Annotated in this window: 16 protein-coding genes; 7 read left to right on the forward strand and 9 right to left on the reverse strand. The window is 73.5% G+C overall.

What is annotated here, in order from left to right; genetic code table 11:
• The first annotated feature begins 2 nt into the window (after positions 1-2).
• Positions 3-485, forward strand: a complete 483-nt coding sequence (locus Q7T52_RS14160; RefSeq protein WP_304803553.1) for a helix-turn-helix domain-containing protein — start codon at positions 3-5, stop codon at positions 483-485.
• Between the two features lie 9 nt (positions 486-494).
• On the opposite strand, the gene Q7T52_RS14165 is transcribed toward Q7T52_RS14160, so the two are convergent.
• Positions 495-911: an SRPBCC family protein gene (locus Q7T52_RS14165; RefSeq protein ID WP_304803555.1), complete on the reverse strand. Its 417-nt coding sequence runs from the start codon at positions 909-911 to the stop codon at positions 495-497.
• Positions 912-913: 2 nt separating this feature from the next.
• Positions 914-1,801 carry a phosphoribosylaminoimidazolesuccinocarboxamide synthase gene (locus Q7T52_RS14170; RefSeq protein WP_370692326.1) on the reverse strand — a complete coding sequence of 296 codons (888 nt, stop codon included), beginning with the start codon at positions 1,799-1,801 and terminating at the stop codon, positions 914-916.
• A 91-nt stretch (positions 1,802-1,892) separates the two neighbouring features.
• Between Q7T52_RS14170 and Q7T52_RS14175 the strand changes: the two genes are divergently transcribed.
• A complete protein-coding gene (locus tag Q7T52_RS14175) occupies positions 1,893-2,885 on the forward strand; it encodes a sulfotransferase (protein WP_304803559.1) in 993 nt (330 codons plus the stop codon).
• Between the two features lie 171 nt (positions 2,886-3,056).
• Here the strand turns inward: Q7T52_RS14175 and Q7T52_RS14180 are convergent, their stop codons facing one another.
• On the reverse strand, positions 3,057-3,974 hold the full coding sequence (locus tag Q7T52_RS14180; protein WP_304803561.1) for a hypothetical protein: 918 nt from the start codon (positions 3,972-3,974) through the stop codon (positions 3,057-3,059).
• A gap of 68 nt (positions 3,975-4,042) precedes the next feature.
• Positions 4,043-4,531: a hypothetical protein gene (locus Q7T52_RS14185; RefSeq protein WP_304803563.1), complete on the reverse strand. Its 489-nt coding sequence runs from the start codon at positions 4,529-4,531 to the stop codon at positions 4,043-4,045.
• 87 nt (positions 4,532-4,618) lie between these two features.
• Between Q7T52_RS14185 and Q7T52_RS14190 the strand changes: the two genes are divergently transcribed.
• From Q7T52_RS14190 to Q7T52_RS14200, 3 genes are all read left to right on the forward strand, one after another.
• Entirely contained in the window at positions 4,619-5,236 is a 618-nt protein-coding gene (locus Q7T52_RS14190; protein ID WP_304803565.1) for a hypothetical protein, read from the forward strand.
• A gap of 100 nt (positions 5,237-5,336) precedes the next feature.
• The gene (locus Q7T52_RS14195) at positions 5,337-5,990 is read left to right on the forward strand and encodes a fasciclin domain-containing protein (protein ID WP_304803567.1); all 654 of its coding nucleotides are present in this window, start codon (positions 5,337-5,339) and stop codon (positions 5,988-5,990) included.
• A gap of 13 nt (positions 5,991-6,003) precedes the next feature.
• A complete protein-coding gene (locus tag Q7T52_RS14200) occupies positions 6,004-7,461 on the forward strand; it encodes an MFS transporter (protein ID WP_304803569.1) in 1,458 nt (485 codons plus the stop codon).
• Here Q7T52_RS14200 and Q7T52_RS14205 read toward each other — a convergent pair.
• Both Q7T52_RS14205 and Q7T52_RS14210 read right to left on the reverse strand, forming a co-directional pair.
• Positions 7,406-7,984 carry an antibiotic biosynthesis monooxygenase gene (locus Q7T52_RS14205; RefSeq protein WP_304803571.1) on the reverse strand — a complete coding sequence of 193 codons (579 nt, stop codon included), beginning with the start codon at positions 7,982-7,984 and terminating at the stop codon, positions 7,406-7,408. The two genes, Q7T52_RS14200 and Q7T52_RS14205, sit on opposite strands and share 56 nt — an antisense overlap.
• Positions 7,985-8,036: 52 nt before the next feature.
• Positions 8,037-8,432, reverse strand: coding sequence for a hypothetical protein (locus Q7T52_RS14210; RefSeq protein WP_304803572.1), 396 nt, complete (start codon positions 8,430-8,432; stop codon positions 8,037-8,039).
• 74 nt (positions 8,433-8,506) lie between these two features.
• On the opposite strand from Q7T52_RS14210, the gene Q7T52_RS14215 reads away from it, so the two are divergent.
• Positions 8,507-8,926, forward strand: a complete 420-nt coding sequence (locus tag Q7T52_RS14215; RefSeq protein WP_304803574.1) for a MarR family winged helix-turn-helix transcriptional regulator — start codon at positions 8,507-8,509, stop codon at positions 8,924-8,926.
• Between the two features lie 13 nt (positions 8,927-8,939).
• On the opposite strand, the gene purB is transcribed toward Q7T52_RS14215, so the two are convergent.
• The 3 genes from purB to purD all read right to left on the reverse strand — a co-directional run bounded on the left by purB (position 8,940) and on the right by purD (position 12,225).
• Positions 8,940-10,358 (reverse strand): adenylosuccinate lyase, encoded by a 1,419-nt coding sequence (gene purB, locus Q7T52_RS14220; protein ID WP_304803576.1) that lies wholly within the window; start codon positions 10,356-10,358, stop codon positions 8,940-8,942.
• Between the two features lie 79 nt (positions 10,359-10,437).
• Entirely contained in the window at positions 10,438-10,821 is a 384-nt protein-coding gene (locus tag Q7T52_RS14225; protein WP_304803578.1) for a DUF402 domain-containing protein, read from the reverse strand.
• A 168-nt stretch (positions 10,822-10,989) separates the two neighbouring features.
• Positions 10,990-12,225, reverse strand: coding sequence for a phosphoribosylamine--glycine ligase (gene purD / locus Q7T52_RS14230; protein ID WP_304803579.1), 1,236 nt, complete (start codon positions 12,223-12,225; stop codon positions 10,990-10,992).
• Between the two features lie 108 nt (positions 12,226-12,333).
• Here purD and Q7T52_RS14235 point away from each other — a divergent pair.
• Positions 12,334-13,335 (forward strand): serine/threonine-protein kinase (locus Q7T52_RS14235; RefSeq protein ID WP_304803581.1); only part of this gene is annotated, 1,002 nt, incomplete at its 3' end.

Below are 13,335 nucleotides of genomic sequence, written 5' to 3' on the forward strand. Positions count from 1 at the left end.
CCATGCCCCCCGTCCAGCTCGCCGGAGCGCTCGCCGACCGCCGCGACGTACCCCTCGGCGACCACTGCCCGATCGACCGCACCCTGCAGGTCGTCGGCCACCGGACCTCGCTGCTCCTGCTGCGCGAGGTCTTCTACGGCGCCCGCCGCTTCGACGCGCTCGTCAAGCGCACCGGCATGACCGAGGCCGTCGCGTCGCAGCGGCTGCGCGGCCTGGTCGAGGCCGGGCTGCTCACCCGCGAGCCCTACCGCGAGGAGGGCCAGCGGACGCGCCACGAGTACGTGCTGACCGCGAGCGGCCACGCGTTCCTGCCGGTGCTCGTCGCGCTCATCGAGTGGGGGCAGGCCCACGTGCCCGGCGCCCGCGGCGAGCTCGCGATCAGCCACGCCGACTGCGGCGAGCGCGTCCGGCTCGAGGTGCGCTGCACGGCCGGGCACGTCGTCCCCGAGGACGAGCTGGTGGTCGAGGGCCGGAGGAAGCTCTAGGACCGCGGACTAACGGCGCGCGAGGATCTTGGCGGCGCGCCGCAGGTCGGAGCGCACCGTCGAGGGCGCGACCCGGTTGGCCGCGAAGCCGAGCGGTCGCGCCAGGCCCGCCGCGGCGACGTGCATCGAGACACCGACGTCGCAGAACGACCCGACCGGCGTGAAGGTGAGCGTCAGGGTGGCGCGGAAGCCGCGCCAGGTGCCGCGCTCGGACCAGCGGTGCGGGCGGTCGGCGTCGGTGAGCTCCATCAACGGGCGGATGCCGGCCATGGTCACGTCGACCCAGCTCTGACCGGCCACCCCGTCGATCCCGACGACGTCGTCGACGCCCCGCAGGCTCGACTGCCACTCCGACCGGTTGGCGGGGGCGACGAGGTAGTCGTAGGCGTCCTCGCAGGACACCTCGAAGCGCACGGGAGCGACCACGGCTACCAGCGCTCCCCGGTGAGGAGCTCGTAGGCCTCGACGTAGCGCGAGCGCGTGCGCTCGACGACCTCGGGCGGCAGCGGTGGCGGCGCCTCGCCGGACGCGCGGTCCCAGCCCGACTCGGGCGAGAGGGCCCAGCCGCGCACGATCTGCTTGTCGTAGGACGCCTGGGGACGGCCCGGCGTCCAGGCGTCGGCCGGCCAGAACCGGGAGGAGTCGGGGGTCAGCACCTCGTCGCCGAGCACGACGGTGCCGGCCGCGTCGAGGCGGCGGCCGAGCTCGAGCTTGGTGTCGGCCAGGATGATGCCGCGCTCGCGGGCGATGCCCTCGGCCCGGGCGTAGACCGCGAGGGTCAGCTCGCGCAGGGTCGCGGCCGTCTCGGCGCCGACCGTGGCCTCGACGGCGGCGTACGACACGTTCTCGTCGTGGTCGCCCAGGTCGGCCTTGCTCGCCGGCGTGAAGATCGGCTCCGGCAGCCGGCTGCCGTCGACCAGTCCGCCCGGCAGCGTGATGCCGCAGACCTCGCCGGTCGCGGCGTAGTCGAGGAGGCCGGAGCCGGTGAGGTAGCCGCGTGCCACGCACTCGATCGGGAACATCGCGAGCCGCTCGCAGACCACCGCGCGGCCCGCGACCGACGCGGGCACGTCGGTCGAGACCACGTGGCCGGGCACCAGGTCGGCCAGCTGGTCGAACCACCACAGCGACATCCGGGTGAGGATCTCGCCCTTGTCGGGGATGGTCGAGGCGAGCACGAAGTCAAAGATCGAGATGCGGTCGCTGGCCACCATCAGCAGGTGGCCGTCGTGCGGCCCGTCCTGCAGCTCGTAGAGGTCGCGCACCTTGCCGGAGTGGAGGTGCGTGGCGCCGGGGAGGAGCGGGGCCTCCGGGATGTTGAGCACAGGCCCACCCTAGGCCCGGGTCGTCGAAGGTCTCACCCGCACGAGCCATTGATCAGTAACTGGATTCAGTTAATCTGGTGCGATGCCGCGGACGCCCCAGCCGGACTTCCTCATCGTCGGGGCACCCAAGGCCGGCACGACCGCGCTGCACACGGCCCTGACCCAGCACCCCGACGCGTTCCTCACCCAGCCCAAGGAGCCGAAGTACTGGCTCTGCGACGACGCGCCGCCGCCCCACTGGAACGGCCCGGGCGACCGGCACTCCCAGCAGGAGTGGGTCTGGCGGGCCCGCGCCTACGCCGACCTGTTCCGCGGCGCCCGTGACGACCAGGTCCGCGGCGAGAGCACGCCGTTCTACCTCTGGAGCCGCGGCGCCCACCGCCGGATCGGCGAGGCACTCCCCGACGTCAAGCTCATCGCCGTCGTCCGCGACCCCGTCGACCGCGCCTACAGCAACTGGATGCACCTGTGGTCCGACGGCCTCGAGCGCGAGCCCGACTTCCGGCGGGCCTTCGAGATGCAGGACGCCCGCGTCGAGCACGGCTACGCGCCGTTCTGGCGCTACCGCGAGCTCGGCCTCTACGGCGAGCAGCTCCAGCACCTCCTCGACCACGTGCCGCGCGAGCAGGTGCTGGTGATGCGCTACCGCGCCCTCGTCGACGAGCCCGCCGTGGCCGTCGACACCGCCTGCCGCTTCCTCGGCATCCGCGAGGGCCAGGTCGCCTCGATCCCCCGCGACAACGCCCGGTCCTACGCCGAGCCCGGCTGGCGCACCCGCACCCTCGGTCCCGTGGTCCGCGCGGGCGCGACGCTGGCGCAGTTCGCCCCGCCGGAGGTGTGGCGACGCGCCGCCGTACCCCTCGTCACACAGCTGAGCGGCCGCGACACCCACCGCCCCCACCTCGACGAGGCGCAGCGCGCCGAGCTCATCCAGGTCTTCGCCGACGACATCGCCCTGCTGTCCGACCTCACCGGCGAGGACTTCAGCGACTGGCTCTCGCCGGTCTCCCGCGGGTCCTTCGACGAGCGAGCAGCGGCGGGCGAGGAACGAGCCCGGCGCGTGGCGAGCGAGTAGCGGCGGGCGAGGAACGAGCCCGGCGCGTGGCGAGCGAAGGTTGAGCGAGCGACGCGGGTGAGGAACGAACCCGCGTCAGGCGAGTCGAAACCACCGCAGGATCAGGTCAACGCGACGGACGACCCCACCCACTGGCGACCCAGCGACCCAGCGACCCAGGGAACTAGCCAACTAGCGGACGACGGTGACGAGGTCGTGGGCGCCGTCGGGGCGGGCGGCCTCGACGTAGAAGCGGGTGCGGCCGTCGGGCAGCGGGACGGCGGCGGCGTAGCGCCACGCACCGTCGGAGTCGGGCGAGGCGATCGGGTCGACGGTGTCGTCGGCGACGAGTCGCTCGCCGTCCCAGACGGCCAGGCCGGTGGTTTCGTGCCAGTTGGACGCGGCGTCGGCGCGCCCGTCGTAGAGGACGCGCAGCGGCTGGCCTGCGGCGGAGGGCAGGACGGCGGTGACGCGGGCACCGCGCTGGTCCCAGGTGCCGGGGCGGCCGGCGAGGACCTCTCCGCGGTCGGTCCACACGAGGCCGTCGGCCGAGGTGAGGTGGCGCGTGGTCATCCGGTCCTCGTGGCCGGGGTCGGTGAGGGGGTGGCAGCACAGCCACATGTCCCAGCCCTCGAGGCGCGAGGGGTCGTGGGTGATGACGGGGTCCTTGACCGCCACCCCGTCGGCACCGGCGTCGCCGGGGAGCACGACCTGGCGCTCGCCCTGGGGCAGGTCGGCGGGGGTCGCGGCGGTGAGGCTGTCGACCCACCAGTGCTTGGAGCCGTAGGTCGCGCACGAGAGGTAGAGGCGCCAGCCGACGCCGGGCACCGGCACCAGCACCGGCCGCTCGAACGACTCGCAGCCGAACGCGTCGCGGTGGACGACCGCGACCTCCTCGAAGCGCACCCCGTCGGTGGACGACGCCACGACCACGGTGACGCCGCGGCCCTCGGTGAGCGGCCGGCGTACGCGCCAGGTCAGCCAGAAGGTGCCGTCGACCAGGACCGCGCTCGCCGCCCCCGACCAGTTGCCGGGCCCCGAGCCGGGCGCGGGGATGACGACCTCGGCTCCCTCGGGAGTCGGCAGGGCCAGGGTGTCGAGCGTGCGCATGGCCCGATCTTAGTCGAGCCCCCCGGTCGAGTTTCAATCGTGAGGACGGCGCGCCGCGGCGGTTCTGCTCAGCAGCCGCAGGTGTAGAAGGTGACGTCCCAGTGGTTGCCCTCGTCGGCGTAGAGGTTGCCGGAGCCCGCCTTGTAGAGCGGAGCACCGTCGCCGCGCAGCCCCTGGTAGCTGTAGGTGTTGTGGATCCAGCTCGTCAGGCAGGTGCTGTGGGTGAAGTCGAGCTTGTAGCCGGTGCCGTGGCTGTAGGTGCCGCCGGCGTGGCCGACCTCGGTGCCACCGGTGATGTTGAGGGCGCAGCCGCTCGCACTCTTGAGGGTGCGCGCGCCGTCGACGGAGTCCTGCCGCAGGCCGGAGAACGACGTGCAGGTCGAGTTGCTCTGGGTCGTGCACCCACCCGACGACGACCAGGTGATGCCGGCGGCACTGAACGCCGACTCGGCGCTGGCCTGGGTGACGGCCGAGGCCGCGCCCGCGGTGAACAGCAGGCCCGCCAGGCCCAGGACGAGGGCGGCGAGCAGCGTGGTGGTCCGAGAGAGAAGGGTCATGTCCTCCACGCTCACACGGCGACACGCTCACGTCATCGGGGATGACCCTCGCGTCGGACCTACTCCTCCGGGTGGCAGGCTGTGGCCATGCCGGAGCCTGCAGAGGACGTCTACGCACGCATCGTCGCCGCCGTCGGACCCGACGGCCGACTGCCGATCTCGCCCACGTCGGCCTGGGAGATCTTCCCGTGGGAGGTCGTCGACGGCGCCCTCACGCCCAAGGTGGTCGCACCCCCGTCCGACGACCCGGCCCGCTACGGCGAGAGCGACGACAAGCCGTGCGGCGCCTGCGCCGGGTTCGACCCGGAGCGCGTCGTCTGGGAGGACGAGGTGTGGGTGCTCACCCACCAGGGCTCCCCGTCCGGTCTCCCCGTCGTCCTCACCCTGCACCCGCGCGAGCACCTCGACCTCGGCAACCTCGACGACGAGACCGCCTCCCAGCTCGGCCGGATCACCAACCGGCTCGCGCGGATCGTCGAGAACCTCCCCCACATCGGCCGCGTCCACGTCAACCGGTGGGGCGACGGCGGCTCCCACCTCCACGTCATGTTCTTCGGCCGGACCTCCCGTCTCACCGGCGTGCTCGGCTCGCCGGCCATGGAGTGGGACGACATGATCCCGCCCGGGCCCGAGGACGTCTGGCGCGCCGACCTCCACACCGTGGCGACCAAGCTGGCCAACTGGGGCGGCGACGCCCGCGCCTGAGGCGGCCTCCCTTCGGGGTGAGGCACCTCACACGAGGTCCTCCTACGTTCGGAGGGCCGCGGGGCGCACCGGGCGGCCCGCCCATCCGGAAGGACCTCAAATGTCCCGTCGTCTCGCCACCCTCGCCGCCACCGTCGCCGGCTCGCTGGCCCTGACCGCCGTCACCGCCGCCGGCCCCGCCGTGGCCGACACCTCGTCCCGGGCCCCGGGCAACAAGCCGCTCGTCAAGGTGCTCGGCGCCGACGGCGTCGCGTTCGACTCCACCTGGGGCGACTTCGACATCGTCGAGGCCGCCGTGCTCGCCGTCCTGGCCGAGAAGCCGGACAGCCCCCTCGGGCTCATCACCCAGGGCAAGCAGCGTCTCACCGTGTTCCTGCCGACCGACCGCGCCTTCCAGCGCCTGGTGACCGACCTGGTCGGCAAGACCCCGAAGCGCGAGAAGGCCGTGTTCAAGCGCGTCGCCGCGCTCACCGGCGACATCGACACGCTCGAGGCCGTCCTGCTCTACCACGTGGTCGTGGGCAAGACCCTGACGTCACCGAAGGTCCTGGCGGCCGCCGAGCAGTCGGCCGCGGTGCCCACCGCGCAGGGTGGGACGATCGGCGTACGGCAGGACCGGCTGACCGTCCGTCTCGCCGACGCCGACCGCGACGACCTCGACCCGCGGGCCGTGCTGCCGTTGCTCGACATCAACCGCGGCAACAAGCAGGTGGCGCACGGCATCAACCGGGTGCTCCGCCCGCTCGACCTCTAGGAGCAGAACGCCGGTGCCGCAGGACGAGACCGAGACCGAGCACGGCACCGGGAGTGGGCCCGACGAGGTCTACGTCCCCGATCCGCGGCGCTGGCGCATCCTCTGGGTCTCGCTCGTCGTCGGCTTCATGTCGCTGCTCGACGTCACGATCGTCAACGTCGCGGTGCCGTCGATGCGCACCGGCCTCGACACCTCGGCGTCGACGATCCAGTGGGTGGTCTCGGGCTACGCGCTGACCTTCGGCCTGACGCTGGTCGCGGGCGGTCGCCTCGGCGACGCCTACGGCCGGCGCCGGCTGATGGTCATCGGTCTCGGCCTGTTCGTCGCGTCCAGCGCCGCCGTCGGCCTCGCGCCCTCGGCTGAGCTGGTCGTGCTGGCGCGGCTCGCCCAGGGCGCGTCGGCCGGGCTGCTCACGCCGCAGAACTCCGGGCTGATCCAGGTCCTCTTCCGCGGCGCCGAGCGCGGTCGAGCGTTCGGCATGTTCGGACTGACCGTGTCGATCGCCTCGGCCACGGGACCCGTGCTCGGCGGCGCCATCATCGCGGTCGCCGGCGAGGACGACGGCTGGCGCTGGCTCTTCCTGGTCAACGTGCCGATCGGCCTGGTCGCCCTGGTCGGGATCCTGCGCCTCGTGCCGGGCCGTGACCTGGACTCGACCGGGCGCGAGCACATCGACGTCCCCGGCGCGCTGTTGCTCGGGGCCACCGTGCTGTGCCTCCTCTACCCGATCGTCAACCTCGAGGGCGGCCAGCGGCTCCCCCTGCTGCTGCTGCTCGGAGTGCCGGTCTTCGCGACCGCGTTCGTGCGGTGGGAGCACCGGCTGCGCCGCCAGCACCGGACACCGTTGCTCGACGTCGCGCTGCTGCGTCGCACGCCGGGGTACGCCGGTGGACTGGCGGTCGGCACGCTCTACTTCACCGGGTTCACCGGGGTCCTGCTGGTGCTGTCGGTCTGGCTTCAGGACGACCGCGGCTTCCCGCCGCTGCACGCCGGTCTCCTCATCACGCCCTTCGCCGTCGGCTCGGCCATCTCGTCGCCGCTGGCCGGCCGGGTGGTGACGACGGTCGGCCGTCCCCTCACGATCGGCGCCCTGGTCACCATGGGCGCCGGCGTGCTCCTGGTCGCCCTGCTCGTGCCCGGCCGGGCCGACGGGCAGCTGTGGTGGGCGCTCCTGCCCGCCCTGCTGCTCGCGGGACTCGGCGGCGGCGCGGTCGTCTCGCCCAACCTGACGCTGACGCTGGCCGACGTACCCCCGCGGATGGGTGGTGCGGCCGGGGGCGCGGTGCAGACCGGTCAGCGGCTGGGCTCGGCCCTCGGCGCGGCGATGCTCGTGACGGTGTTCCAGCTCGCCGGGCTGCGCGCGTCGCTGCTGACGGCGATCGCCGTCCTCTCGCTCGCACTGGTCGCGGCGCTGGTCACGCGCGCCACGGCGGCGGCTGCCCCTGCAGCCACCACTGCAGCCGACGCGTGATCCACGGCAGGAACAGGTAGGTCATCAGCGGCGTCATCACCAGCACCGTCGCCAGCACCCGCAGCGGCAGCACGACGTCGGCGAGGAGCTCGCGCGACAGGTAGTTGGCCGCCACGCTGAGCGGGAAGAACACGAGGAAGATCGTGCACGCCTGCTTCCACCGCGGCGGGGGCGTCGGCGCCGGGGCGCCGGACTCGAGGACGGTCGAGGCGGGCACGTCGAACCAGCCCTCGATGCCGGTGCGCTTCTCGACCCGCGCCTCGACCACGCCGAGCCCGGACGCCGCCGAGCGCCACCACTGGCGCTGCGGCGAGTGCTCCCACTGGTCCAGCGACTGCTGGTCGGCGAAGCGGTAGAGCATGTGCCACTCCTCCGAGTCCGCCTCGGTGCGCACCCAGCCCGCGCCCAGGAACCCGGGGAACTTCTCGGCCAGGGCGATGCCGGCGTTGAGCCAGCTCATCATCTCGGGCTCGTGGCCGTTCGGCAGGTGCCGCGTGATGGCGACGGTGACGGGGGCGGTCATGGTCTCCATCGTGACGGACGGCGACCGCGGAGCGGCAAGCGCGAGCCGAGCGTCACACGCGCCGCGCGCGGGCGACCACCTCGTTGAGCACACGGGTCGCGGCGGCCACGTCGGCCTCGTCGAGGCCCTCCCAGATGCTCCGGGTGTCGGTGCCGATCGCGGCCTGCACCTCGTCGGCCAGCCGCCGCCCCTCCGCGGTCAGCCGACCGCCGGCCAGGAGCCCGCGCGCGGTGAGGCCGGCCACAAGCGCCGGTGCCTGCTCGAAGTGGGCGCGGTCGGCGACGGTGGTGGCGAGGTGGTCGGCGCTGGTCGCGTCGACCTGGTCGGCCAGGCGCAGCGTCACCCACTCCGGCTCGCTCAGCCGTACGACGAGCAGGTGGCGGCGCAGCACCGCCCCCAGCGTCTTCTCCGTCTCTCCGACCAGCTGCGGTCCGAACGGTGTCGTCATGGCCCCTCCTCGAATCGTTGGTGTCACCAACAATAGAGACCGTTGGTCGCACCCACAAGTCCTACGATGGCGCGATGACGACGTTGCGGCGGGTCGCCGGGCAGCCCACCTGGCTGCTCTCCCGCGCCCACGCCCGGGCCCAGCGGCTGCTCGGCGAGGCCTTCGGGGCCGAGGGCCTCCGGGGCTACCACTTCCGGCTGCTGGCCGCGCTCGACGAGCACGGCCCCCAGAGCCAGGCCGACCTCGGGCGCCTCACCGCCATCGACCGCAGCGACGTCGTCGCCACCGTCAACGACCTGGTGGCCCTCGGCCTCGCCACCCGCGAGCCCGACCACCAGGACCGCCGCCGCAACGTCGTCACGGTGACGCCCGACGGCGCCGACCGGCTCGAGCGCCTCGACGCCCTGCTGCAGGGGGTGCAGGTCGAGGTGCTGGCCCCGCTCTCCGCGACCGAGCGAGCGACGCTGGTCGCGTTGCTGGCCAGGCTCGGGTAGCGCCAGGCCGGGGCTAGAGGATCGCGCCGGGCGAGTACGCCGCCGCGTCGGGCAGCCGTGCGGCCACCTCGGCCACGCGGCGACAGACCGCCTGGGTCTGGGCGACCGCGGCGCCGGTGAAGGTGATCGGGTCGGCGACCAGGCTCGCGAGCTGGTCGGAGGTGAGGCCGAGCCGCTCGTCGGCGGCGAGCTTGGCGAAGACGTCGTTGCCGGCCTGGCCCTGACGCATCGCGAGCGCCGTGCCGACGGCGGCCTCCTTGATCGCCTCGTGGGCGGCCTCCCGGCCGACGCCGTTGCGCACGGCGGCCATCAGCACCTTGGTCGTGGCGAGGAACGGCAGGTAGCGGTCGAGCTCGCGCTGGATCACCGCCGGGAACGCCCCGAACTCGTCGAGCACCGTGAGGAAGGTCTGGAACAGCCCGTCGGCGGCAAAGAACGCGTCCGGCAGGGCCACCCGGCGGACGACCGAGCAGGAGACGTCGCCCTCGTTCCACTGGTCGCCGGCGAGCTCGCCGACCATCGAGAGGTAGCCGCGGGTGACGACCGCGAGGCCGTTGACGCGCTCGCAGGAGCGGGTGTTCATCTTGTGGGGCATGGCCGACGAGCCGACCTGGCCCTCCTTGAAGCCCTCGGTGACGATCTCGTTGCCGGCCATCAGCCGGATCGTGGTCGCCAGGTTGGAGGGACCGGCGACGAGCTGGACCACCGCACTGAGCACGTCGAAGTCGAGGCTGCGGGGATAGACCTGGCCGACGCTGGTCAGCACGCGGTCGAAGCCCAGGTGACCGGCCACGCGCTGCTCGAGCTCGTCGAGCCGGGCCTCGTCGCCGTCGAGGAGGTCGAGCATGTCCTGGGCGGTGCCCATCGGGCCCTTGATGCCGCGCAGCGGGTAGCGGGCCAGCAGCTCCTCGACGCGCTCGACGCCGATCAGCATCTCGTCGGCGATCGTCGCGAAGCGCTTGCCGAGGGTCGTGGCCTGCGCGGCGACGTTGTGGGAGCGCCCGGCCATCACGGTGGTCTCGTGCTCGGCCGCGAGGCGGGCCAGCCGGGCGAGGGTGGCCACGGCCCGGTCGCGCAGCAGCGTGAGGGACTGCTTGACCTGGAGCTGCTCGACGTTCTCGGTCAGGTCGCGCGACGTCATGCCCTTGTGGACGTGCTCGTGGCCGGCGAGGGCGCTGAACTCCTCGATGCGGGCCTTGACGTCGTGGCGCGTGACCCGCTCGCGCTCGGCGATCGAGGCGAGGTCGACCTTGCCGACCACGTCCTCGTAGGCCTCGACGACACCATCGGGCACGTCGACGCCCAGGTCGCGCTGGGCCTTGAGCACCGCGATCCACAGCTGCCGCTCGAGCACGATCTTGTGCTCGGGCGACCAGATCTCGGCGAGGTCGGCGCCGGCGTAGCGGGTGGCCAGGACGTTGGGGACGGTCACGGGTCCCAGTCTCTCAGGCGCGGTAGTCCCTGACGTAAATCAAGGTTCTGAGCCCTCGAACCCTGATCTACGTCAGGGACTACCCCGACGGTGCTGGCGGGACCGACGGCGTCCAGTCGTCCCAGGGAGCCCACCAGCGGTCGTCGCGGTCGAGCCGGTCGGTGACCTCGGCGGCCGCCTCGAGCACGTGGGAGAGGTCGTCGAGGGCGAAGCGGCCCTCGGCCAGCCGGGCGTGCAGGTGCTCGACGTCCTTCCAGGTACGGCGACCGTCGGGCGTCACGACGAGGTCGAGCTCGAGGTCGTCGGTGTCGATGCCGTCGGCGGTGCGGACGACGGGGCGCTCGAAGTTGACGTACCAGCAGGCGAAGAGGCCGTCCTCGAAGAACTTCCAGACCGAGCACCAGTCGTCGGGCCGCCACAGCTGGAGCACGGTCGGTCCGGTCCACGGGTGCGGCCGGACCACGGGTGCACCGGCTCCTCGTCGTCGAAGGTGAACGCCGCCCCGTCCTCGAGCGTGACTGCGAGCACCGTGCCGTCGTCGGCGAGCACCGTGACCGGGAGGCTCAGCCAGACGCGGCCGTCCCAGACCTCGCGCTTGACGAGGCTGCTGCCGACCTCGAACCGGGTCACGTCACCGCCCGGCGGCGATGTCGGTGCGGTGCTGGGCGCCGTCGAACGAGATCGCGGCCACGCCGCCGTACGCCGCCGCGCGGGCCTCCGCGAGCGACCCGCCGGTCGCGACGACGGCGAGCACCCGGCCCCCAGCGGTGACGAGGTCGCCCGCCGACAGGGCTGTGCCGGCCTGGATGACGTGGACGTGGTCGAGCGACTCGGCGGCGGCCACGCCCGTGATCACGTCGCCCGCCGACGAGGTCGCGGGGTAGCCGGCCGAGGCCATCACGACGCCGACGGCGGCGCCGGGCTTCCACGCGGGCGGCGGCACGTCGGCGAGGGTGCCGGTCGCGGCGCCGAGGAGCAGCGGCAGCAGCGGTGCGTCGAGCAGGGCGAGCAGGGGCTGGGTCTCCGGGTCGCCGAAGCGGGCGTTGAACTCCACCACCTTGAGGCCGCGCGAGGTGAGGGCGAGCCCGGCGTAGAGCAGCCCCGCGAACGGGGTGCCACGACGGGCCATCTCGTCGACGGTGGGCTGCAGGACGTCGCGCAGCACCTCGACGACGAGGTCGGCCGGAGCCCAGGGCAGCGGGGTGTAGGCGCCCATGCCGCCGGTGTTGGGGCCCACGTCGCCGTCGCCGATGCGCTTGAAGTCCTGCGCCGGCTGCAGGGGATAGACCGTGCGCCCGTCGGTGATCGCGAAGAGCGACACCTCGGGACCGTCGAGGAACTCCTCGATCACCACCCGCTCGCAGCCGGCGGCGTGAGCCAGCGCCTCGTCGCGCGAGTCGGTGACCACCACGCCCTTGCCAGCCGCGAGCCCGTCGTCCTTGACGACGTAGGGCGCCCCGAGCTCGTCGAGCGCGGCGGCCGCCTCCTCGGGCGTGGTGCAGACGCGGGCCGCGGCGGTGGGTACGCCGGCCGCGGCCATCACCTCCTTGGCGAAAGCCTTCGACCCCTCGAGCCGGGCGGCGGCCCCGCTCGGCCCGAAAACCGGGATGCCGCGCACGGTGATCGCGTCGGCCACGCCGGCCACGAGCGGCGCCTCCGGACCGACCACCACGAGGTCGACCCCGAGCACGTCGGCGAGCGCGGCCACGGCCTCGCCGTCGAGCGGGTCGACGTCGTGCAGCGTGGCGACGGCGGCGATCCCGGGGTTGCCCGGAGCGCAGTGCACCTCGGTGACCGCCGGGTCCAGGGAGAGCGCCCGGGCCAGCGCGTGCTCGCGGCCGCCGGTGCCGATGACGAGGGTCTTCACGGGCCACGAGCGTAGTGCTCCCTCGTTCCCGGCCCCGCTCAGGCAGAATGTCGCGCGGTCGGCCCCGCCAGGAGGGTCGACCGCCGATGTTCGGGGTAAGGACGGTCCGTGGCACTCCCCCAGGTCGGTCAGGTCTTCGGCCGCTACCGCATCGACGACGTCATCGGCCGTGGCGGCATGGGCGTCGTGCTCGGCGCGACCGACACCGGCCTCGGGCGCCGGGTCGCCCTCAAGGTCGTCGCGATGGAGCTCGGCGGCGCCGAGGAGTTCCGGCTGCGGTTCGAGCGCGAGGCGGCCACGCTCGCTCGCCTCGCCTCGCCGCACGTGATCGCGATCTACGACTACGGCACCCAGGACGACTGCCCCTACATCGCCACCCAGTTCGTCGCCGGCGGCGACCTCGGCGCCTACCTCCACGAACGCGGTCCGATGGCCCCCGCCGACGCGCTGGCCGTCTGCGCCCAGGTCGCCGACGCCCTCGACGACGCCCACCGGGCCGGGATCGTGCACCGCGACGTCAAGCCGACCAACGTGCTCGTCCGCGACGCCGACGCCACCGAGCCCCACGTCTATCTCTGCGACTTCGGGATCGCCCGCTCCGGCAACGACGGCCTCACCCGGCCCGGGTCGGTCGCCGGCACGTGGAGCTATCTCGCCCCCGAGAACGGCCGCGGCGCGCCCGCGTCGGCCTCCTCCGACATCTACGCCGTCGGCTGCCTGCTCTGGGCGACGCTGACCGGCCACCCGCCCTACGAGGGCAGCGACGTCCAGATCGCGCTCGCCCACCAGGACAACCCGGTCCCCCGCCTGCCCGGCGACTCCGCGCTCGTCCGGGCGGTCAACGACGTCCTCGCGCGCAGCATGGCCAAGGACCCCGCCGGCCGGTACGCCGACGCCGACGCGCTCCGCACGGCCCTGCTCGCGGCCGCCGAGCTCCCCGGGGCCGACCGGCCCGTCCCGCTCGGCAACCTGCAGGACCCGACCGTCTTCCCGCACACGGGCGTGCGTCCCTCGCCCGGCGCAGCACCCGCTCCGCAGGCCCCCACGGCGCCGCCCTCCCAGCGACCGTCGACTCCCCCGCCGTCGGGCCCGCCGTCTTACCCGCCGACC

This window comes from Nocardioides sp. (assembly GCF_030655615.1).
Classification (GTDB): domain Bacteria; phylum Actinomycetota; class Actinomycetes; order Propionibacteriales; family Nocardioidaceae; genus Nocardioides.